At 75.6% G+C, this 20,107-nt stretch carries 16 protein-coding genes and 1 pseudogene; 10 read left to right on the plus strand and 7 right to left on the minus strand.

Translation table 11 applies throughout. The annotated features are described in order from the left end of the window. Window positions 1-125: 125 nt before the first annotated feature. Window positions 126-1,784, minus strand: coding sequence for an NAD(P)/FAD-dependent oxidoreductase (locus ACFFHU_RS25185; RefSeq protein WP_377342722.1), 1,659 nt, complete (start codon window positions 1,782-1,784; stop codon window positions 126-128). A 114-nt stretch (window positions 1,785-1,898) separates the two neighbouring features. On the opposite strand from ACFFHU_RS25185, the gene ACFFHU_RS25190 reads away from it, so the two are divergent. The 7 genes from ACFFHU_RS25190 (at window position 1,899) to ACFFHU_RS25220 (ending at window position 9,661) form a co-directional block, all read left to right on the plus strand. Continuing rightward, window positions 1,899-2,693 (plus strand): PP2C family protein-serine/threonine phosphatase, encoded by a 795-nt coding sequence (locus ACFFHU_RS25190; protein ID WP_377342723.1) that lies wholly within the window; start codon window positions 1,899-1,901, stop codon window positions 2,691-2,693. 114 nt (window positions 2,694-2,807) lie between these two features. After that, window positions 2,808-3,362, plus strand: coding sequence for a TetR/AcrR family transcriptional regulator (locus ACFFHU_RS25195; protein WP_377342725.1), 555 nt, complete (start codon window positions 2,808-2,810; stop codon window positions 3,360-3,362). A gap of 4 nt (window positions 3,363-3,366) precedes the next feature. Beyond that, complete coding sequence (locus ACFFHU_RS25200) at window positions 3,367-4,185, plus strand: oxidoreductase (protein WP_377342726.1); 819 nt, start codon at window positions 3,367-3,369, stop codon at window positions 4,183-4,185. Between the two features lie 40 nt (window positions 4,186-4,225). Next, a complete protein-coding gene (locus ACFFHU_RS25205) occupies window positions 4,226-5,143 on the plus strand; it encodes a universal stress protein (RefSeq protein ID WP_377342727.1) in 918 nt (305 codons plus the stop codon). Between the two features lie 122 nt (window positions 5,144-5,265). Then, window positions 5,266-7,665: a phosphoketolase family protein gene (locus ACFFHU_RS25210; protein ID WP_377342728.1), complete on the plus strand. Its 2,400-nt coding sequence runs from the start codon at window positions 5,266-5,268 to the stop codon at window positions 7,663-7,665. A 14-nt stretch (window positions 7,666-7,679) separates the two neighbouring features. Further along, window positions 7,680-8,762, plus strand: a complete 1,083-nt coding sequence (locus ACFFHU_RS25215; RefSeq protein ID WP_377342729.1) for a universal stress protein — start codon at window positions 7,680-7,682, stop codon at window positions 8,760-8,762. A gap of 83 nt (window positions 8,763-8,845) precedes the next feature. Then, the gene (locus ACFFHU_RS25220; RefSeq protein WP_377342730.1) at window positions 8,846-9,661 is read left to right on the plus strand and encodes an SAM-dependent methyltransferase; all 816 of its coding nucleotides are present in this window, start codon (window positions 8,846-8,848) and stop codon (window positions 9,659-9,661) included. A 33-nt stretch (window positions 9,662-9,694) separates the two neighbouring features. On the opposite strand, the gene ACFFHU_RS25225 is transcribed toward ACFFHU_RS25220, so the two are convergent. Both ACFFHU_RS25225 and ACFFHU_RS25230 read right to left on the minus strand, forming a co-directional pair. Further along, window positions 9,695-11,503, minus strand: a complete 1,809-nt coding sequence (locus ACFFHU_RS25225; protein WP_377342740.1) for a heavy metal translocating P-type ATPase — start codon at window positions 11,501-11,503, stop codon at window positions 9,695-9,697. 197 nt (window positions 11,504-11,700) lie between these two features. Beyond that, entirely contained in the window at window positions 11,701-12,741 is a 1,041-nt protein-coding gene (locus tag ACFFHU_RS25230; RefSeq protein ID WP_377342731.1) for an alcohol dehydrogenase catalytic domain-containing protein, read from the minus strand. A 390-nt stretch (window positions 12,742-13,131) separates the two neighbouring features. Here ACFFHU_RS25230 and ACFFHU_RS25235 point away from each other — a divergent pair, with 390 nt between their 5' ends. Continuing rightward, window positions 13,132-14,142: an Acg family FMN-binding oxidoreductase gene (locus tag ACFFHU_RS25235; protein ID WP_377342732.1), complete on the plus strand. Its 1,011-nt coding sequence runs from the start codon at window positions 13,132-13,134 to the stop codon at window positions 14,140-14,142. Between the two features lie 98 nt (window positions 14,143-14,240). On the opposite strand, the gene ACFFHU_RS25240 is transcribed toward ACFFHU_RS25235, so the two are convergent. Then, a complete protein-coding gene (locus tag ACFFHU_RS25240; RefSeq protein ID WP_377342733.1) occupies window positions 14,241-14,879 on the minus strand; it encodes a response regulator in 639 nt (212 codons plus the stop codon). Window positions 14,880-15,047: 168 nt separating this feature from the next. On the opposite strand from ACFFHU_RS25240, the gene ACFFHU_RS25245 reads away from it, so the two are divergent. Together ACFFHU_RS25245 and ACFFHU_RS25250 are read left to right on the plus strand one after the other, a co-directional pair. Then, entirely contained in the window at window positions 15,048-16,049 is a 1,002-nt protein-coding gene (locus ACFFHU_RS25245) for an Acg family FMN-binding oxidoreductase (RefSeq protein WP_377342734.1), read from the plus strand. Between the two features lie 12 nt (window positions 16,050-16,061). Beyond that, window positions 16,062-17,018, plus strand: a pseudogene (locus tag ACFFHU_RS25250) (Acg family FMN-binding oxidoreductase); the annotation flags it as partial. A 61-nt stretch (window positions 17,019-17,079) separates the two neighbouring features. On the opposite strand, the gene ACFFHU_RS25255 reads toward ACFFHU_RS25250, so the two are convergent. From ACFFHU_RS25255 to ACFFHU_RS25265, 3 genes are all read right to left on the minus strand, one after another. Further along, the gene (locus tag ACFFHU_RS25255; protein ID WP_377342735.1) at window positions 17,080-17,604 is read right to left on the minus strand and encodes an LbetaH domain-containing protein; all 525 of its coding nucleotides are present in this window, start codon (window positions 17,602-17,604) and stop codon (window positions 17,080-17,082) included. A 374-nt stretch (window positions 17,605-17,978) separates the two neighbouring features. Further along, window positions 17,979-19,409 carry an MFS transporter gene (locus tag ACFFHU_RS25260; protein WP_377342736.1) on the minus strand — a complete coding sequence of 477 codons (1,431 nt, stop codon included), beginning with the start codon at window positions 19,407-19,409 and terminating at the stop codon, window positions 17,979-17,981. An 86-nt stretch (window positions 19,410-19,495) separates the two neighbouring features. After that, complete coding sequence (locus ACFFHU_RS25265) at window positions 19,496-19,699, minus strand: hypothetical protein (protein WP_377342738.1); 204 nt, start codon at window positions 19,697-19,699, stop codon at window positions 19,496-19,498. Between the last annotated feature and the right edge of the window lie 408 nt (window positions 19,700-20,107).

A 20,107-nucleotide genomic window follows, 5' to 3' on the forward strand; every position in this document is an offset into this window, starting at 1 on the left:
GCGCTCACGGCAATCCTTTCGTTCGCGACTGCGGGGCTGGCAAAACCGGCCAGCTCCTCGCGCTCACGGCAATCCTTTCGTTCGCGACTGCGGGGCTGGCAAAACCGGCCAGCTCCTCGCGCTCACTATTGGGCCTCCAAATAGCGGTGGATCAGCGAGACGGCCATCGCGCCCTCGCCGACGGCCGAGGCGACCCGCTTGACGGAGTCGGCCCGCACGTCGCCGGCCACGAACACGCCCGGCACGCTGGACTCCAGGTGGTAGGGGTCGCGGGGCAGCGCCCAGCCGGCCGGGCGGCGCCCCTCGACCAGCAGATCCGGGCCGGTGAGCACGAAGCCGCGCCGGTCCCGGGCCAGCACCCCGTCGAGCCAGTCGGTGCGCGGCTCGGCCCCGATGAACACGAACAGCCAGGAGGCGTCGACCTCGCGACGCCGCCCGTCCCGCGCGTCGCACAGGGTGAGCCGTTCCAGGTGCTCCCCGCCGGCGCCGCCCACCACGGACGTGTGCGGGTGCACCTGCACCCGGTCGTTCCGGTCCAGCTGGTCGATCAGGTAGCGGGACATCGACCGGGCCAGGTCGTCGCCGCGGATGAGCAGGTGCACCCGCTTGGCGTACCGGGAGAAGTAGATGGCGGCCTGGCCCGCGGAGTTGGCCCCGCCGACGATGTAGACGTCCTGGTCGACGCAGCCCGGCGCCTCGGTGGAGGCCGACCCGTAGAACACGCCGCGGCCGGTCAGCTCGGCCAGCCCGGGCGCGTCGAGCATCCGGTAGGCGACCCCGGTGGCCAGCACCACGGCGTGCGCGGCCACCGAGCTGCCGTCGTCGAACTCGACCAGCCGCGTGGCGCCGGCCATCCGCAGCCCCACCACCTTGCGGGTGCTGAGCATCTCGGCCCCGAACTTGAGCGCCTGCCGGCGGGCCCGGTCGGTCAGCTGCGCCCCGGAGACCCCGTCCGGAAAGCCGAGATAGTTCTCGATCCGGCTGCTCTGCCCGGCCTGGCCGCCGGTGGCCCGGCCCTCGACCAGCACGGTGCGCAACCCCTCGGAGGCGCCGTACACGGCGGCGCCCAGGCCGGCCGGGCCGGCGCCCACGACCACCAGGTCGTAGAACTCCTCGGCCGGCGCGGTGGCCAACCCCACCTCCGCGGCGAGTTCGGCCGGGCCGGGCGCCACCAGCGACTTGCCCTCCGCGGTCACTACCAGCGGCACGTCGTCCGGGCCGACCCCGGCCGCCGCCATCAGCCGCTCGCCCTCCGGGTCGTCGCTCAGCAGCCAGCGGTACGGCACGAGGTTGCGGGCGAGAAAGTCGCGCACCTTGTAGGACGGCGCGGACCAGCGGTGCCCCACCACCCGCACCTCACCGGCCGGCGACCGGGGCACGGCCTGCCACGCCTCCAGCAGCCCGTCCAGCACCGGGTAGAGCTTCTCCTCCGGCGGATGCCAGGGCTTGAGCAGGTAGTGGTCGAGGTCGACCACGTTGATGGCCTCGATCGCCGCGTCGGTGTCCGCGTACGCGGTCAGCAGCACCCGGCGGGCCAGCGGGAACAGGTCCATGGCGGCCTCCAGGAACTGCAGGCCGTCCATGCCCGGCATCCGGTAGTCGGCCAGCAGCAGCGCCACGTCGTCGCCGCGCAGCTTGATCTCCCGGAGCGCGCCGAGCGCCTCGTCCCCGGAGGTGGCCCGGACCACCCGGTAGTGCTCGCCGTACCGGTGTCGCACGTCCCGGGCCACCGACCGGGACACGGCGGGGTCGTCGTCGACGGTGAGGATCGCCGGATCAGCCATGCCCCCATCATTTCCGGCCGGACCGCCGCGCCGCCACCCGCCGGACCAGCGGACCCGGCGGGACCGCGGTGGTTTGTGCGGCCTGGCCGGGACACAAGCCGCCATACTGGCCCAATGCAACCGGCTACCGGCACGACCGGCACCGTGCGGCGCTTCGACCGGGGGCGCCGCCGGCTGGAGGTGGCCGGCGACACCTGCGTGGGCAACCGCTACCCGGCCAACTTCGACGTGCTGCACGTGGACGACGACCGGCCGTTCCTGGCCGTCGCGGACGGCATGGGCGACGGACCGGGCAGCACGGTGGCCGGGGCCACCGCGATGGCAGCGCTGGTGCGGCAGATCCACGCCGCCGCCCCGGCGCCCGGACCGGACGTGTTGCGCGCCGCCGTGGCCGAGGTCCAGGACCAGGTGGTACGCGCCGGAGCGGAGCTGGGCACGCTGACCGGCTGCACGCTGACCGCCCTGCTGGCCGGGCCGACCGGGCGGGACGCGTGGATCATCCAGCTCGGCGACTCGCGGGTCTACCGGTTGCGCAGTGGCCTGCTCGAGCTGCTCACCATCGACCACACCACCGCATGGCTGGGCGTGGTGCACGGCTGGTACCCGGCGGACTCCCGGGAGGCGGCCGCGGCCCGCTACCAGCTGACCCGGTACGCGGGCCACCCGGAACAGCCGGAGCCGGACCTGCTGAACGTCTCGCTGCTGCCCGGGGACGTCTACTGCCTGTGCACCGACGGCGTCAGCGACCAGCTGGACTACCACGGCCTGCGGCGGCAGCTGGGCCGCGACGCGGAGCTGGACGACGTCGCCCAGCAGCTCGTGGCGGACACCCTCACGGTGGGCGGGACCGACAACGCCACCACCGCGCTCCTCCGCGTCACCGCCCGCCCCCCCGCGCACCGCGCCTGAAAGGAAGGGCCCCTTGTTATCGCTTTTTGTATAGGAAGGGGCCCTTCCTAACCTCACCACGGCCGTGACGGAGGCCACCTTGACGCGCTGACATTCTATGCAAGGATTGTCAGCATGTCGGACGAACGCCTGGACCGGATCCTCGCCGCGGCGTACGAGTGCTTCACCCGGCACGGCGTACGGCGTACGACGATGGACGACATCGCCACCGCCGCGGGCATGTCCCGCCCGGCGGTCTACCAGTACGTCCGCAACAAGGACGACGCCTACCGGCGGCTCGCCGGGCGGCTGTTCGACGACGCGCTGGCGGCCGCCCGGACGGCCGCGGCCGGCGACCTGCCGCTGCCGGAGCGGTTGCACGCGATTCTCGCCACGAAGCTGGAGCTCACCCTGCGACTATGGCGGGACAGCCCGCACGCGGCCGAGCTGCTGGACGCGAGCACCCGGCTGACCGGTGACCTGGTCCGGACGTACACGGCCGACCTGGTCGACGTGCTGACCGCGGCCCTCGCCCGCGACGCCGGCGACCGGGCCCGGTCGGTGGCCGAGCTGGCCGTGGCGCTGACCCGCGGCCTGGAGGCCGACCTCACCGACCCCGACACCCCCCGCCGGCTGCTGCGCGAGGGGCTCGCGCTGATCGCCGCCGGTCTGCCCCGCGAAACGGAGTGACACCATGACCACCGTCCTGATCACCGGCACCTCGTCCGGCATCGGCCGCGCCGCGGCCGCCCGGCTGGCCCGGCGCCGCGACCTCACCGTCTACGCCACCGCGCGCAAGCTCACCGCCATCGCCGACCTGGCCGACGCCGGCGCCCGGACCCTGCCGCTGGACGTCACCGACGAGGCGTCGATGGCGGCCGCCGTGGCCGAGATCGAGTCCCGGCACGGCCAGGTGGACGTCCTGGTCAACAACGCCGGGTACGGCGAGTACGGCCCGATCGAGGAGGCCGACCTCGACCGGGTGCGGGCACAGTTCGAGACCAATGTCTTCGGCCCGGCCCGACTCACCCAGCTGGTGCTGCCCGGGATGCGGCGCGCCGGGCACGGCCGGATCGTGAACATCAGCTCCATGGGCGGCCGGCTGGTCTTTCCCGGCGGCGGCTACTACCACGCCAGCAAGTACGCCGTCGAAGCCGTCTCCGACGCGCTGCGCCAGGAGGTCCGGCCGTTCGGCATCGACGTGACGATCGTCGAGCCGGGGCTCATCCGCACCGGGTTCGAGGCGATCGCCGGGGAGTCGCTGGGCACCCGGCCCGACGGCCCGTACCGGGACATGGTGGCCACGGTCGACGCGGCCATGCGCAAGTCGTACGCCAACCGGCTCCTCGCGGCGCCGCCGGAGTCGGTGGCCGCGGTGATCGAGCGGGCCGTGACCACCCCCCGGCCCCGCACCCGGTACGTCGTCACGGCCGCCGCCAAGGCCATGGTGCACACCCGGCGGCTGCTCGGCGGCCGGGCCTTCGACGCGGTCAACCGGCTCCAGTTCCGCTGACCGGGCCCGCCGCGGTGCCCCGCTTGGCTACGGTGGGTGAGTGGTACGCGACGTGGTGACCGATGCCGGCCCGCCCGACGCGTGGATCGCCACCCCGGCGGCCATGCCGGCGCCCGGCAGCCCGGCCGACCGCGACGTGCCGCCGGTGGTGGTGGGCGTGGACGGCTCCGCGCTCGGCATGGCGGCGGTCCGGCTGGCTGCGCGGGAGGCCGAGCTGCACGAGCGGCCGCTGCGGGTCGTGCACGCCTTCAACTGGGGCCCCGACCCGTACGAGCCGCCGGAGGAGCTGCGCGACCCGGCCGAGGTGATCGCCGAGAAGGCCGTGGAGTGCGGCGCGGAGGCCGCCCCCGACGTCCCGGTGTCGGCGGCGCTGCTGGAGGGCCCACCCGTCACGATCCTGCTGCGCGAATCCGGCGCCGCGGCCATGCTGGTGATCGGCGACGGCGGCCTCGGCCGGTGCGAGTGCGTGCCCGTGGACGCCACCCCGCTACAGGTCGCCGCCCGGGCCGGCTGCGCGGTGCTGGTGGCCCGGGAAACCGTCCCCCCGGCCGGACCGGTGGTGGTCGGCGTGGACGGGTCGGCCAGCTCGATGCAGGCCCTCGACCTGGCCTTCGAGTCCGCGCACCGGCGCGGCACGGCGCTGCGGGTGGTGCGCGCCTGGGACCCGGTTGAGGATCCGGCCGGCACCGAGGCCCGGACCACGCTGCAGGTCGAGGAGGCCGTCCGGCCGCTCCGGGAGCGCCGCCCCGACGTGCCGGTCGAGCTGCGGATCCGCACCGGCGACCCGAAGGACGTGATCGTGGCCGAGACCGAGGGCGCCGCGCTGGTGGTGGCCAGCGCCCGCGGCGAGCAGCCGTGGCGGGGCATGCTCGGCGCGGTGAGCCAGGCGCTGCTCTACCACTGCACGGCCCCGGTGTTGATCGCCCGGCCGGGGCACGAACTCTACATTCAGGGGTAGGACCACCGCGGCGGGCCGAGCGCCCGCCAGGCGGGGACCTTCGACCCTGGCCCGCCCGGCCCGGTCGCCGGCAGGCTGGTCCCCGCTGCGTCACACCCCCCGCTTCGGAGAGGTCCGACCTGATGGAGAGCGACACCGCCGCACGCACCCGCACGCCGCTGACCGACGACGAACTGCGCCGCCTGGACGCGTACTGGCGGGCGGCCAACTACCTCACCGTCGGCCAGATCTACCTGCTGGACAACCCGCTGCTGCGGGAGCCGCTGCGGCCGGAGAACATCAAACCCCGGCTGCTCGGGCACTGGGGCACCAGCCCGGGCCTCAACCTGCTGTACGCGCACCTCAACCGGGTCATCGTGGGCCGGGACCTGAACGCCATCTTCGTCACCGGCCCCGGCCACGGCGGACCGGCCATCGTGGCCAACACCTGGCTGGAGGGCACGTACAGCGAGCGGTACCCCTCGGTCAGCCAGGACGAGGCCGGGATGGCCCGGCTGTTCCGGCAGTTCTCCTTCCCCGGTGGCATTCCCAGCCACGTCGCGCCCGAGGTGCCCGGCTCCATCCACGAGGGCGGCGAGCTGGGCTATTCGCTCATGCACGCGTACGGCGCCGCGTTCGACAACCCGGACCTGCTGGTGGCCTGCGTGATCGGCGACGGCGAGGCGGAGACCGGCCCGCTGTCCGCGAGCTGGCTGTCCAACGTCTTCCTCAACCCGGCCCGGGACGGCGCGGTGCTGCCGATCCTGCACCTCAACGGCTACAAGATCGCCAATCCGACCGTGCTGGCCCGGATTCCCGAGGACGACCTGCGGTCGCTGCTGCACGGTTACGGCTACTCGCCGGTCGTGGTGGCCGGCGACGATCCGGTCGAGGTGCACCAGGCGCTCGCGACCGCGCTGGACGACGCGCTCGATCAGATCGGCGAGATCCAGCGGCACGCCCGCGGCGGCGGGCCGGTGACCCGCCCGCGCTGGCCGATGCTCGTGCTGCGTACCCCGAAGGGCTGGACCGGTCCGCACGAGGTGGACGGACACCTGGTGGAGGGCACCTTCCGGGCCCACCAGGTGCCGCTGGCCGGCGTACGCGACAACCCGGAGCACCTGGCCGAGCTGGAGCGCTGGCTGCGCAGCTACCACCCGGAGGAGCTGTTCGACGCCACCGGCCGGCCGGTGGCCACGCTGACCGACCTGCCCCCGAAGGGGCACCAGCGGATGAGCGCCAACCCGGTCGCCAACGGCGGGGTGCTGCTGCGCGACCTGGTGCTGCCGGACTTCCGCGACTACGCCGTGCCGGTCGAGAAGCCCGGCGAGCCGGTCACCGGCCTGGTCGGGCCGACCGGCACGTGGTTGCGCGACGTCATCGCCGCGAACCCGGACCGGTTCCGGCTGTTCGGGCCGGACGAGGTGGCCTCCAACCGGCTGGACGCCGCGTTCGAGGTCACCGGCCGGGCCTTCCTCGGCGCCACCGAGCCGGGCGACGACAAGCTGTCCCCGGACGGCCGGGTCATGGAGGTGCTGTCCGAACACCTCTGCCAGGGCTGGCTGGAGGGCTACCTGCTCACCGGGCGGCACGGGGTGTTCACCAGCTACGAGGCGTTCATCCACATCATCGACTCGATGCTCAACCAGCACGCCAAGTGGCTCAAGACCACCCGCAACATCCCGTGGCGCCGGCCGATCGCCTCGCTGAACTACCTGCTGTCCAGCCACGTCTGGCGGCAGGACCACAACGGCTTCTCGCACCAGGACCCGGGCTTCATCGACCACGTGGTCAACAAGAAGGCCGAGGTGGTCCGAGTCTATCTGCCGCCGGACGCGAACACCCTGCTGTCCACGATGGACCACTGCCTGCGCAGCCGGCACTACATCAACGTCGTGGTGGCCGGCAAGCAGCCGGCGCCGAACTGGCTGTCCATGGACGACGCCATCATGCACTGCCGGCGCGGGCTGGGCATCTGGGACTGGGCCAGCACCGACACCGACGCCGAGCCGGACGTCGTGCTGGCCTGCGCCGGCGACGTGCCGACGCTGGAGATTTTGGCCGCCGCCGGCCTGCTTCGGCAGCACCTGCCGGAGCTCAAGGTGCGGGTGGTCAACGTCGTGGACCTGATGCGGCTGCAGCCGGAGAGCGAACACCCGCACGGGCTTCCGGACCGGGAGTTCGACACCATCTTCACCACCGACAAGCCCATCATCTTCGCGTACCACGGTTATCCGTGGCTGATCCACCGGCTCACCTACCGGCGGACCAACCACCACAACCTGCACGTGCGCGGATACAAGGAGGAGGGCACCACCACCACGCCGTTCGACATGGTCATGCTCAATGACCTGGACCGGTTCCACCTGGTCATCGACGTGATCGACCGGGTGCCGGGGCTGGCCACCCGGGCCGCGCACCTGCGCCAGGAGATGGTCGACGCCCGGCAGGCCTGCCGGGACCACACCCGGCGGTACGGCGAGGACGCGCCGCTGGTGGCCGAGTGGCGCTGGGGCGGCGCGGTCGGGGCCACCCCAGCCTGAGTCGAGGGGGACGGATGGCGAGCGGCACGATCCTGGTCGGGTACGAGGGCTCCCCCGACGCCCGGGCGGCGCTGCGCTGGGCGCTGGACGAGGCCGAGCGGACCGGCGCCCCGGTGCGGCTCGAGTACGGGTTCGAGTGGCTCGCCGTCCGCAGCTGGCTCGGCCCCGGCATCGGGCTCGGCGCGGCGCCCGACGTGGGCGCCGACGCCGAGGCGCGCCGCCGGGTGACCGGCCTGCTGGCCGACACCATCGACGAGGTACGACGGGACCACCCCGGCGTCGCGGTGACGGCCGAGGTGCTGGACGGACCGCCGGTAATGCGCCTGCTGGACAGCTCGGCCGGCGCCGCCATGCTGGTGCTCGGCAACCGGGGCCACGGCGGCTTCGCCGGGCTGCTCACCGGCTCCACCGCCGTCACCCTGGCCGCGCACGCCCACTGCCCGGTGGTCCTCGTCCGGCAAACGCCGCCCGGCGCGACCGCGGCCGAGCCGCCGGGATCTGTCGCACCGGCGAGCCCGGCGAGCGCGGCAGGCACGGCCGGCGCGGCGGGCACGGCCGGCGCGGCGGGCCCGGCCGGCGCGGCGGGCACGGCCGGCGCGGCGGGCACGGCCGGCGCGGCGGCCGCGGCGGCGCCGGCCGGCGCAGAGGCGCCGGCCGGGGCGGCGGGGCCTCCGTCGGCCGGTCCCGTCCTGGTCGGGGTGGACGGCTCGGAACACTCGCTGCGCGCCCTGGACTTCGCCGCCCGCCGGGCCGCCGTCCGGGGCCTGCCGCTGCACGTCGTACGCGCCCTACGGGTCGCGGAGGGACGGCCAGCGGACCCGGATCCGGGCGCGGTGCTGGCCACCGCGCAGGCGGCGCTGGCCGAGCTGGTCGCCGGCTCCGCGGCCGGCCGGCTCGAATTCGGCGCCGAGGTGGTGGCCGGGGCGCCGGCCGAGGCGCTCATCGAGCGCAGCCGCTCGGCCACGCTGGCCGTGGTCGGCAGCCGCGGACACGGCGGCTTCACCGGGCTGCTGCTCGGCTCGGTCAGCCAGCAGCTCCTGCAACACGCGCACTGCCCGGTGGCCGTCGTCCGCGAGCCCGGCGGCGCCGCCAGGTGAATCTTGGACCGAAACCGTTAGCTGCTAACGGTTTCGGTCCAAGATCCAAAAGATCGGGCCGGGGTGGCCGCTAGCATGGCGGGATGGCTGACCACGATCCTGTGCGGGCTGTCCTCGACACGTCGGTGCCGCATCCGGCGCGGCGCTACAACTACTGGCTCGGGGGCAAGGACAACTTCGCGGCCGACCGGGAGTCGGCCGACGAGTTCGCCGCGCGCTTTCCCGGCGTACGAATCGGGGCCCGGGCCAACCGCGCCATGCTGCAACGCGCCGTGCGGTTCCTGGCTGGCGAGGCCGGCATCCGCCAGTTCCTGGACATCGGCACCGGGCTGCCGACGGCCGACAACACGCACGAGGTGGCCCAGCGGATCGCGCCGGAGAGCCGGATCGTCTACGTGGACAACGATCCCCTGGTGATGACGCACGCCCGCGCGCTGCTCACCAGCAGCGAGCAGGGCCGCACCACGTACCTCGAGGCCGACCTGCGGGACCCGGACGCCATCCTGGCCGATCCGGCGCTGCGCGAGACGCTGGACCTGTCCCGGCCGGTGGCGCTGATGCTGGTGGCGGTGCTGCACTTCGTGCCCGGCGACGGCGCCGCGCGGCCCATCGTGCGGCGGCTGCTGGCCGCGCTGCCCCCGGGCAGCTGGCTGGTGGCCACCCACGCCACCGTCGACTTCTCGCCGCCCGAGCACCAGGCGGCGCACCGGCGGATGCGGGACGAGGGTCGCTCCGACGTGTGGACCCGGGACCGGGCCGAGTTCGCGGCGCTGTTCGACGGCCTCGACATCGTGCCGCCCGGCATCGTGCCGGTCAGCGAGTGGCGTCCCGAGCCGGGCGCCGAGCCGGCGCACCCGCGGGACGTCGCCGTCTGGGGCGGGGTGGCCCGCAAACCCTGAGGCCAGGACCGGCCAGAAACCGTCGCCCGGGGATCAGTCCGCCGCGGCGCCGACCCCGGCACGCAGCGCGCGCAGGGCGTTGAGGATCACCACCACGTCGATCCCCTCCTGCAGGAACGCGCCGGCCACCGGCGGCAGCCGGCCGGCCGCGGCCACGAGCATGGCCAGCACGGCCAGCCCCATCCCGACCAGCGCGCTCTGCACCGCGATCCGCCGGGCGTACCGGGCGATCTCCACGGCGTCGGCGAGCCGGTCCAGGCGGTCGACCGTGAGCACGGCGTCCGCGACGTCCGCCGAGGCGGTGGCGCCGGTGGCGCCCATCGCCACCCCCACATGCGCGGCGGCCAGCGCGGGTGCGTCGTTCACCCCGTCGCCCACCATGACGGTGACCGCCCGGTCCGACTCGGTCCGGACCCGGTCCACCTTCTCCGCCGGCGAGCAGTGCGGCACCACGTCGTCGACGCCCACCTCCCGGGCCACTCGCTCGGCCACCCGCGGGCGGTCCCCGGTGACCATCACCAGCCGGCGAAACCCGGCCCGGCGCAGCCGCCGGGTGGTGGCGGCCGCGTCGGCGCGGACCGGGTCGGCGAGCAGCAACGCGCCGACCGCGCCGCCGTCGACGGTGACCCAGACCATCGAGGTGCCCTCCTCCTCGGCGGCCCGCCGGTGCCCGGCGGCCCACTCCGGCGGCGTACCGGCCAGCTGCCCGACCCGGACCGTACGGCCGTCCACCCGCCCGCGTACGCCCTGCCCCGGCTCCTCGATGACCTCCGCCGGCACGGTCAGGGTCAACCCGCGGTCCCGGGCCTCCCGTACCACGGCGGTGGCCAGGACGTGGGTGGACAGCTGCTCGACCGACGCGGCCAGCCGGAGCACCTCGTCCGGGTCCCGGTCCGGCGCGGTGACCGCGCCGGCGGTGCGGGGCCGGCCCTCCGTCAGCGTCCCGGTCTTGTCCACCAGCAGCGTGCTGGCCCGACCGAGGACCTCCAGCGATCCGCCGTCGCGGACCAACACCCCCCGCCGGGCCGCCCGGGACAGCCCCGAGACGATGGCGATGGGCATGGCCAGCAGCAGCGGGCACGGCGTGGCCACCACCAGCACGGCCACGGCCCGCAGGAACTGGCCGGACACCGCCCACGCCACCCCGGCCACCAGCAGGGTGAACGGCACGAAGGCGGCGGCGTACCGGTCGGCCAGCCGGACCATCGGCGCCGTGCGCCGGGTCGCCTCCTCGGCGAGCCGGACGATCCCGGCGTACGTGCTCCGCTCGGCGGTGGTGGTGGCCCGCAGCCCGAACGCCGTGCCGGCGTTGAGCACGCCGCTGCCCACCCGCTCGCCCGGCCGGCGTTCCACCGGCGCCGACTCGCCGGTCACCACCGACTCGTCCAGGGTGGCCGGCTCCTCCAGGTCCCCGTCCACCGGCACCACGTCGCCGGGGGCCACCAGCAGCCGGTCCCCGGCGCGCACCTCGGCCAGGTCGACCACGGCGACCTCCCCGGACGCCGCCCGTCGCCGGGCGGTGCGGGGCGCCCGCGTCAGCAGCGCGTGCAGGTCGCGGGTGGCGCGCCGCTCCGCGTACGCCTCCAGGGTCCGGCCGGTGGCCAGCATCAGCGCGATCACCGCGCCGGCGAGGTATTCCCCGACCACCAGCGCGCCGGCCAGGGCCAGCGCCGCGATCACGTCCACCCCGAACTCGCGGCGCCAGAGGGCCCGTAGCACGAAGAACGTGGTCGGGGCCAGCGTGCCGGCCGTGGCGACCGCCCAGACCAACTCGGCGGGCCGCCGGGCACCGGCCAGCCACAGCCCGGCGCCGGCGGCCACCACGGCGACCAGCACCACCAGCGGGGTCCACTCCGACCAGCGCCGCCACCGGTCCGGCGCCGCCGGCGGGCCGCACCGGACGGCGTGGTCCGACCGCTCGCCCGGCCCGCCCGGTCCAGCCGGCCCACCCGGTCCAGCCGGGCCGCCGGGTTCAGGCGGCCCGCCGGGTTCAGGCGGCCGGCCGGGTTCAGGCGGCCCGCCCGGCTCGGGGCCAGCCATCACGCCCGGTTCAGGGCGACCTTGAGCGCGCCGCTCCCGGCCGGATCGGCGAAGACGTCGTAGGCGGTCATGATGTCGTCCAGGGCGAACCGATGGGTGATCAACCCGGAGGTGTCCAGCCGGCCGGCCGCCACCATCGACAGCAGGGTCGGGATCGAGTACGTGTCGACCAGCCCGGTGGTGAAGGCCACATCCTTGATCCACAGCTGTTCCAGGTGCAGCGTGGCCGGTTCGCCGTGTACGCCGATGTTGGCCAGCCGGCCGCCCGGCCGGACCAGCTCGGCGCACAGCTCGAAGGTGGCCGGCCGGCCCACGGCCTCCAGCACGACGTCCGCGCCCAGGCCGTCGGTGAGGGCCTCGATCCGGTCCCGCACCCCGTTGTCGGGCGCCAGCACGACGTCCGCGCCAAACTCCTCGGCCGCCCGCCGGCGCGGGGCCGCGGACTCCACCACCACGATCCGCAGCGGGGAGAACAGCCGGACCGTCCGGATGGCGGCCAGCCCGATCGGGCCGGCGCCGACGATCGCCACCGTGTCCCCGGGCGCCACGTGGCCGTTCAACGCCCCCACCTCGTACGAGGTGGGCATGATGTCGGCGAGCACCACCGCCTGCTCGTTCGTCACCTCGTCGGGGAGCGGGTACAGCGACAGGTCGGCGAACGGGATCCGGGCCAGCTCGGCCTGCACCCCGTCGAGCAGGTGCCCGAGCACCCAGCCGCCGCCGGACCGGCACTGGCCATAGCGGGCCTCGCGGCAGTACCGGCACCGGCCGCAGGCGGAGATGCAGGAGGCCAGCACGCGGTCGCCGGGGCGTACCGAGGTCACCGCCGAGCCGACCTCCAGCACGGTGCCCACGGCCTCGTGCCCGAGGATCCGGCCGGGCCGCACCTCCGGCACGTCCCCGCCGAGAATGTGCAGGTCGGTGCCGCAGATCGTGACGGTGTCGATCCGCAACAGCGCGTCGGTGGGATCGCCCACCGTCGGGTCCGGGGCCTCGGTCCACGACCGGCGGCCCGGGCCCCCGTACACCAGCGCCCTCATGTCCCGATCGTCGCAACGCCGACCGGGTCACCGAGCCGGAATGGCAGGATCCCTCATGTCTTCTCCTGTCCGCCGCGGCGGAGACCCGGGTGATCATGGACGCCACCGGGGCTTCCGGCCCGATTGTCGCGATGCAGCCCCTGATCACCCGGGCCGGCGACGCCGGCCGCCGGGAAGCGCGGCCCCGGGATCGGTGGCCGACACGCGATCGGCGGCGGCCGGGGGGCCGTGGGAAGAAGGTCCCACCGACCCGGGTCGGTCGACGCCTGCGCCGCGGGCAGGGCACGGACTAGGTTAGGGCAGGGGCCGGGAGTCCGGACCGGTCCGGCGGGTGGCGCGGCAGGCGGCGGTCCGGCGGGCGGCCCGGGTACGACGAGGAGGTCTGCGCCGATGACCGAGGTGCCGCCGGTGGTCGCCGGAAACGTCGCCACCGCCCTTGCCCAGGCCGCCGCCGCGGCGGGCCACGCGCCCAGCGTGCACAACACCCAGCCGTGGCGCTGGCGGGTGCTGCCGGACCGGCTCGAGCTGTACGCCGTGCGGGAGCGGCAGCTGTCGGCGATCGACCCCGGCGGGCGGCTGCTGCTGACCAGCTGCGGCACCGCCCTGCACCACGCCGTGCTGGCGTTGCGTGCCGAGGGCTGGCAGGTACGGGTCGAGCCGCTGCCGGATCCGGCCCGGCCGGACCTGCTGGCCAGCCTCGTGCCCACCGGCCACGACGCCCCGGCCGACGGGGCCATGCGGCTGGTGCAGTCGATGAGCGTGCGGCACACCGACCGGCGACCGGTCAGCGACACTCCCGTCCCGGCCTCCGCGATCGAGGCCATCCGCCGCGCGGCCGAGGAGTTCGCGCACCTCCAGGTCCTGGACGCCGACCAGATCTTCGACCTCGCGGCGGCGGCCAGCCGGGCCGCCGAGACCGAGGCGGACGATCCGCAGGTACGCGAGGAGCTGGCCTACTGGACCGGCCGGGCCGCCCCGACCGGCACCGGGCTGCCCGCCGAGGTGCTGCCCGACCAGCCCGCCCAGACCACCGTGCCCGGCCGGGACTTCGGCCCCGGGTCGCTGCCGATGGGCCCCGGGCATGACCGGCGGGCCACGTACGGGCTGCTCTACGGCGACGACGACGAGCCGGGCGGCTGGTTCGCGGCCGGCGAGGCGCTGTCGGCGGCCTGGCTCACCGCCACCGGCCTGGGCGTCTCGGTCGTGCCGCTGAGCTGGGTGGTGGAGGTGGAGGTCACCCGGGAGATCCTGCACCGGGCGCTGTCCGGGATGGGCTACCCGTACCTCGTGCTCCGGCTCGGCATCGCCGACCCCGACCAGGCGGGCCCGCCGCACACCCCGCGCCTGGCCGCCGACCAGGTGATCGACACCTCCGCCGTACGCGGCGGGTCCGCCGGCTGACCGCGGCCGCGCCGGCGGCGACCGCCCCGGCGGCGACCGCCCCGGCGCGGCCGACCCGGCGGCGTGCGGGACCGCCGCCGGCGGGCGTCACGCGCCGGTCAGTGGCGCTGGCCGAGCAGCCGGGTGGCCAGCACGGCGGCCTGGGTACGCCGCTCCAGCCCGAGCTTGGCCAGCACGCTCGACACGTAGTTCTTCACGGTCTTCTCGGCCAGGAACATCCGGGTGGCGATCTCCCGGTTGGTCAGCCCCTCGGCGACGTACTCCAGGATCCGCCGCTCCTGCTCGGTGAGGGCCTTGAGCTCGCGCGGCTGCTCCACGCCGCTGCGGATGCGCTCCAGCACCCGCTGGGTGACGGCCGGGTCGAGCAGCGACTGGCCGCCGGCCACCCGGCGGACCGCGTCGACCAGGTCGGTGCCGCGGATCTGCTTGAGCACGTACCCGGCCGCGCCGGCCATGATCGCCGCGAACAGCGCCTCGTCGTCCTCGTACGAGGTGAGGATCAGGCCCTTGATGGTCGGGTCGACCGCGCGGACGTCCCGGCACACGTCGATCCCGTTGCCGTCCGGCAGCCGCGCGTCCAGGATCGCCACGTCGGGTCGCAGCGCGGGGATCCGGGCCGCGGCCGCCACGGCCGAGCCCGACTCGCCCACCACCTCGATGTCACCGCTGCTGGTGAGCAGGTCGGCCAGGCCACGACGGACGACCTCGTGATCGTCCAGCAGGAAGACGCGGATCATTCCCCGTTTGTACCCGCAACCACCCCGCGGGCACAGGGGCCGAAGGTCCCGGTTCGCCCGGGCCCCGGCGGGTCGGACGGGCCCGCCGACGGGCCCTTCGACCCTGCCCGGGCCGGACCTCCGCGCCGCATCGTGGTGGTGGACGGGCACGGCGACCGAGGAGGCACGATGTCAGCGACGACCGGCACCGGGTGGACACCGACGGAGGGCGGACCGCTCGCCGACGCCGCCCGGCGGGCGCTGCACGCGCCCTCGGTGTTCAACACCCAGCCCTGGCGGTGGCGGGTCGACGGCGACCTGCTGGAGCTGCGCGCGGACCGCTCGCGGGCGCTGCCGGTGACCGATCCGGACGGACGCCTGCTCACGATCAGCTGCGGTACGGCGCTGCACCATGCCCGGGTGGCGTTGGCCGCCGCGGGTCACCGGGCGGCGGTGGACCGGTTCCCGGAGCCGACCGATCCGGACCTGGTCGCCCGGGTCCGGATCGCCGGCCCGCACGAGCCCACCGAACGGGAGCGGGCGCTCGCGGCCGCGATCCCGCGCCGCCGTACCGACCGACGGGGCTTCGCCGACACCCCCGTGCCGGCCGCCGCGATCGACCGGCTCCGCGCGGCCGTCACGGCCGAGGGCGTCGACCTGCATCAGGTACGCCGGGACCAGATGCCGATGCTGGCCGTGGTCACCGCCCAGGCGGCGGCCACCGAGCTGGCCGACCCCGCCTACCGGGCCGAACTTGCGCGCTGGACCAACCGGCCGGCCACGGCCGGGGACGGCGTACCGGCCAGCGTGGCGGTCCGGCAGGCGCCCCGCCGGGTGCCGGTCCGGGACCACGCGCCGGGGGTCGAACCCGGCCTGGAGGTCGGCGCGGGCTTCGACCGCGGGGCCAGCTTCGTGATCCTCTTCGGTACGGCCGACGACCGGGCCGGCTGGCTCGCGGCCGGCGAAGGGCTCTCCGCGCTGCTGCTGAGCGCCGTGCTGGAGGGGCTTTCCGCGGCGCCGCTCTCGGACGCCATCGAGCTGGCCTGGCCGCGCCGGCTGATGCGCGACCTGCTGGCCGGGCTCGGCGAGCCGTACCTGGCCGTGCGGCTCGGCGTGGGCAGCGCCAGCGAGCTGCCGGCGGTGCCCCGGCGGGCGGCCGACGAGGTGATCGAGGTCCGGACGGTTTCCTAGCGGGGAGGCGTGATGGCGGTCCACGGCTACACCACAGAGGAGCTGCGCGCCGCGGTGCCGGCCGCGATCCGCGCGCCATCGCTGCACAACAGCCAACCCTGGCGGTTCACCCTGCGGGACGGGGCGATCGAGGTACGCGTCGACCCGGCGCGCCGGCTGCCGGCCACCGACCCCACCGACTGGGGCGCCCGGCTGGCCTGCGGGGCGGCCGTGTTCAACCTCCGGCTCGCCCTCGCGGCCGCGGGCGCCCCGGCCCTGGTCATCCGGCGGCCGGATCCGCACGACGAGGACTTGGTGGCCCGGTTGACCCCCGACCGGCCCCGCCCGGCCAGCCCGCGGGAACGGGAGCTGTACGCGGCCATTCCGCGCCGGTACAGCAACCGGGCGCCCTTCTTCGCCGATCCGGTCCCCGCCGACGTCCGGTGGCGGCTGGCGGCGGCGGCCCGGGCCGAGGGCGCCTGGCTGGAGCTCGTGCTCGGCGCCGGGCCGGTCAACGCGTTCGCCGAGATCGCCCGGAACGCCAACCGGGTGCTGGAGCGCGATCCGGCGTACCGGGCGGAGCTGGCGGCCTGGATCCGGCACGAGCGGGCCGCGGACGGTGTGCCGGTGGCGGCCGGCGGTCCGCCCGGCGAGCCGCAGGACCTGCTGCCGCAGCGGGCCTTCGGGCGCCGCCCCCGGGCGCCGGGCCGGGACTTCGAACCGGAGCCGCTGGTGGCTGTCCTCGGCTCGACCGGGGACACCCCCGGGGACCAGATCGCCGCCGGCGAGGCGCTGCAGCACGTGCTGCTCACCGTGACCGACGCCGGGCTGGCCGCCTCGATGCTGTCCCAGCCCATCGAGGTGCCGGACGCCCGGGACCAGCTGCGGCGGGCGCTCGGTCGGTCCGGCGTACCGCAGATGGTGTTGCGGGTCGGCTACGGCCAGCCCGGCTGGCCGACCCCGCGCCGCGACCCGGCAGAGGTCACCGACCCGCCGGAGGTCACCCACCCGCCGGAGCTCACCGACCCGGCGGTCACCACCCTGCCGGCGGTCACCGACCCGCCGGCGGCGCCGATCTGACCATGCCGGCGACGGGGCCGCGGATCGTGGCCCGGGGCCCCAGCGCGAGCCCGTCGGCCGGTACGTCGTCGAGCACCAGCGCCCCCGCGGCGATCCGGGCGTTGCTGCCGACCCGGACCGGGCCGAGGATCATCGCGCCGGCCCCCACCACCACCCCGTCGTCCAGGACGGGCTCCCCGGAGTGGTCCCGGCAGCCGATGGTCACGTGGTGGTAGAGCCGCACCCCCGTGCCCAGCCGCGCGCCCCGGTGCAGCATCAGCCCGTACGGGTGGAACAGCCGCAGCCCCGGGCCGCAGCTCAGCTCGCGGGGCAGGTCGCTGTTCACGCCGAGACGCAGGACGAGAAGGTTGAGCAACCGGTAGCCCAGCCCGCAGATCCGGCGCGCGACCGTCGGCCGGGCCGCGGTCCACTGCCCGAAGCGGAACACGACGAGGACCAGCCGGGCCAGCTGGTCATCCGGATTTGCCCGGAAGTCCTGCCGAAGTGTGTCGAACACACCAGGCAGCGTAGGAGGTTCGGCGCCCGACACGCGCCGATCGGCCAGGTCGCAATCCCGACAAAACCCCAGGCCAACCGAGCGACTAGGCAGGCGCAGGGTCGGCCGCGACCGCCTGACGGCCCGCCCCGCCCGCCGGGGCGGGCCGCCCCGGCGGGCCGAGCCGCCCCGGCGGGCCGGCCCGACGGGCCAGGCCGGACCGGCGGGCCGGCCCGACGGGCCAGGCCGGACCGGCGGGCCGAGCCGCCCCGGCGGGGCGGCCCGACGGGCCAGGCCGGACCGGCGGGCCGAGCCGCCCCGGCGGGGCGGCCCGACGGGCCAGGCCGGACCGGCCCGAGGCTCACTGGTACGCCAGCGACGTTACCGGGGTCGGATTACGTCGCTGGCGTACCAGTGAGCCCGGCGGCACGCCGCGGTGGCCCGGAGCGGAGCAGGGCGACGGTTCCGGCGAGGAGCGCGCCGACGGGCACGGCGAGCAGCGGCAACCGGCGATCCACCAGGACGAGCGCTGCGCCGAGCGGGTTGGCCAGGGCGACCGGGCCGAAGAGCAGGGTTCCGGCGCTGGCCGAGACCCGGCCGAGCAGCCGCCCGGGGGTCCGCAACTGCACCGCAGTGGTCGCGGCCACCAGCGTCCAGGGCAGCCCCACACCGACCAGCAGACTCCCCAGCACCAGCGCCGGCCACCACGGAAGCGACCAGACGGCCACGCCCCCGGCGTAGACGAGCGCGCCGGCGCCCGCGGCGGCCATCTCGCCGCGCGCCGCGATCAACCGGCCGGCCAGCAGGCCGCCGACGATCGACCCGAGTCCCTGGGCCGAGGTGAGCACACCGAGAAAGGCCGGTGGCCGGTGCAGACCCGTGGTCACGGCCGCGTACAGCGCGGCCGAGGTGAGGCCGGACATCGCGATGCAGGCCGCGGACACCAGGACCACCAGCCGCAGCTCCGGCGTGCCGAGCAGGAACCGCAGGCCGCCGTACTGCCGGCGACCGGGCCGGGCGCGGTCCTCGCCGGCCCCGCAGGACGTGGTCTGCCGGGCCGGGGCGGCCCCGGAGGACATGGTCGGCCTTCCCGGGCCGGCCCCGGAGGACGTGGTCTGCCGGGCCGGGGCGGCCCCGGAGGACATGGTCGGCCTTCCCGGGCCGGCCCCGGAGGGCGTGGTCGGCCGGGCGGGGGCGGTCGCCGGTTCACCGGCCGCCCGCGCGGGCACCGCAGCGTGGGCCGGCGACGCGCCGGGCCGCAGCCGCAGGGCGGCGTAGAGACCCGCGGTCGCGGCGAGGGCCACGACCGTGAGCAGCACAACCGGGCGGCCGCCGCCCCAGGCGAACAGGCCGGCCCCAGCCGCCGGCGCGACCAGCTTCATGCCCTCCTGCGCGCTCGTCCGCGTCCCGTTGACCTCGCCCAGCAGCTCAGCCGGCAGCGCCGCCGGAAGCAGCGCGGACTCGCCGGCGCCGAGCAGCACGAAGCTCACCCCGTACCCGAGCATCACCACGAAGATCAGCCAGATCTCGGCAGCCGAGCCGACGGCCAGCAACGAGGCGATCGCGATGGCGGTCGCCAGGCAGGTCGAGATCATCGTCGGCCGGCGGGGCAACCGGTCCACCAGGCCACCGAGGACCGGGCCGAACGCCACCGGGAGGTAGAGGCAGGAGTTGACCAGCGCGCCGAGGCTGCTGGACCCGGAGAGCGTCAACACCCAGATGCCGGCTACCAGCATCATGACGCTCGCGGCGAAGCCCCAGCTCAGCGAGATGGCCACGAACAGGACGGCGTTCCGGTTCCGCCAGACGGCACGAGAGCGAGGCATCGACATCCCCCAGGCTTGAGTCACAGGGACTCACATCCTGTGGCTCGCCGACCCCACCCGTCAAGACCCTGTTGAGCGGAGCTGGCTCAATTTTGCTGGCCGGGAATCGCTCGCAACGCGGCCCGGAGCCGGCTCAGCGTCGCTGCCACCGGCGCCGGCAGCGACGCCGGCGGCAGTCCGGCGAGGTCGGCGCAGGCGGCGCGGGCCAGGTCATACCGGCCGCCGGGATCGGCATCGGCGGCCTGAGCCAGGGTCTCCACGGCGAGCCCGGCGGCCGCATAACGCGCCATCCAGTCCGGATCCGAGCGGAGCGCCCGCTCCAGCGCGGTGGTGGCGGCCCGCAGGGCAGCGGCCGACTTCCCATAGATTTTGTCAACTTCTCGTTGACGTGCCCGAACCGCTCGGATCCGACCCGGGTCCCGACCGCGGCTCGAGCGGCCGGTGCCCTGGGTCCGGGGGTCGGCGCCCAAGGCAAAGCGGTCGGCGCCGGGGGTCGAGGGATCGGCATCCGGGGCCAGGCGGCCGGCGCCGGGGGTCGAGGGATCGGCGCCCGGGGCCAGGCGGCCGGCGCCCGGGGTCGGGGGATCGGCGCCCGGGGCCAGGCGGTCGGCGCCGGGGGTCGGGGGATCGGCGCCCGGGGCAAAGCGGTCGGCACCGGGGGTCGAGGGATCGGCGCCCGGGGCAAAGCGGTCGGCACC

Source organism: Plantactinospora siamensis (genome assembly GCF_042434095.1).
Taxonomy (GTDB): domain Bacteria; phylum Actinomycetota; class Actinomycetes; order Mycobacteriales; family Micromonosporaceae; genus KBS50.

Excerpts from the sequence above, each read along its gene's own strand:
- ACFFHU_RS25230 (WP_377342731.1), bottom strand. The coding sequence starts at position 12,741 with ATGAGGGCGCTGGTGTACGGGGGCCCGGGCCGCCGGTCGTGGACCGAG.
- ACFFHU_RS25220 (WP_377342730.1), top strand. The coding sequence starts at position 8,846 with ATGGCTGACCACGATCCTGTGCGGGCTGTCCTCGACACGTCGGTGCCG.
- ACFFHU_RS25240 (WP_377342733.1), bottom strand. The coding sequence starts at position 14,879 with ATGATCCGCGTCTTCCTGCTGGACGATCACGAGGTCGTCCGTCGTGGC.
- ACFFHU_RS25185 (WP_377342722.1), bottom strand. The coding sequence starts at position 1,784 with ATGGCTGATCCGGCGATCCTCACCGTCGACGACGACCCCGCCGTGTCC.
- ACFFHU_RS25215 (WP_377342729.1), top strand. The coding sequence starts at position 7,680 with ATGGCGAGCGGCACGATCCTGGTCGGGTACGAGGGCTCCCCCGACGCC.
- ACFFHU_RS25210 (WP_377342728.1), top strand. The coding sequence starts at position 5,266 with ATGGAGAGCGACACCGCCGCACGCACCCGCACGCCGCTGACCGACGAC.
- ACFFHU_RS25195 (WP_377342725.1), top strand. The coding sequence starts at position 2,808 with ATGTCGGACGAACGCCTGGACCGGATCCTCGCCGCGGCGTACGAGTGC.
- ACFFHU_RS25245 (WP_377342734.1), top strand. The coding sequence starts at position 15,048 with ATGTCAGCGACGACCGGCACCGGGTGGACACCGACGGAGGGCGGACCG.
- ACFFHU_RS25260 (WP_377342736.1), bottom strand. The coding sequence starts at position 19,409 with ATGCCTCGCTCTCGTGCCGTCTGGCGGAACCGGAACGCCGTCCTGTTC.
- ACFFHU_RS25235 (WP_377342732.1), top strand. The coding sequence starts at position 13,132 with ATGACCGAGGTGCCGCCGGTGGTCGCCGGAAACGTCGCCACCGCCCTT.
- ACFFHU_RS25200 (WP_377342726.1), top strand. The coding sequence starts at position 3,367 with ATGACCACCGTCCTGATCACCGGCACCTCGTCCGGCATCGGCCGCGCC.
- ACFFHU_RS25265 (WP_377342738.1), bottom strand. The coding sequence starts at position 19,699 with ATGGCGCGTTATGCGGCCGCCGGGCTCGCCGTGGAGACCCTGGCTCAG.
- ACFFHU_RS25190 (WP_377342723.1), top strand. The coding sequence starts at position 1,899 with ATGCAACCGGCTACCGGCACGACCGGCACCGTGCGGCGCTTCGACCGG.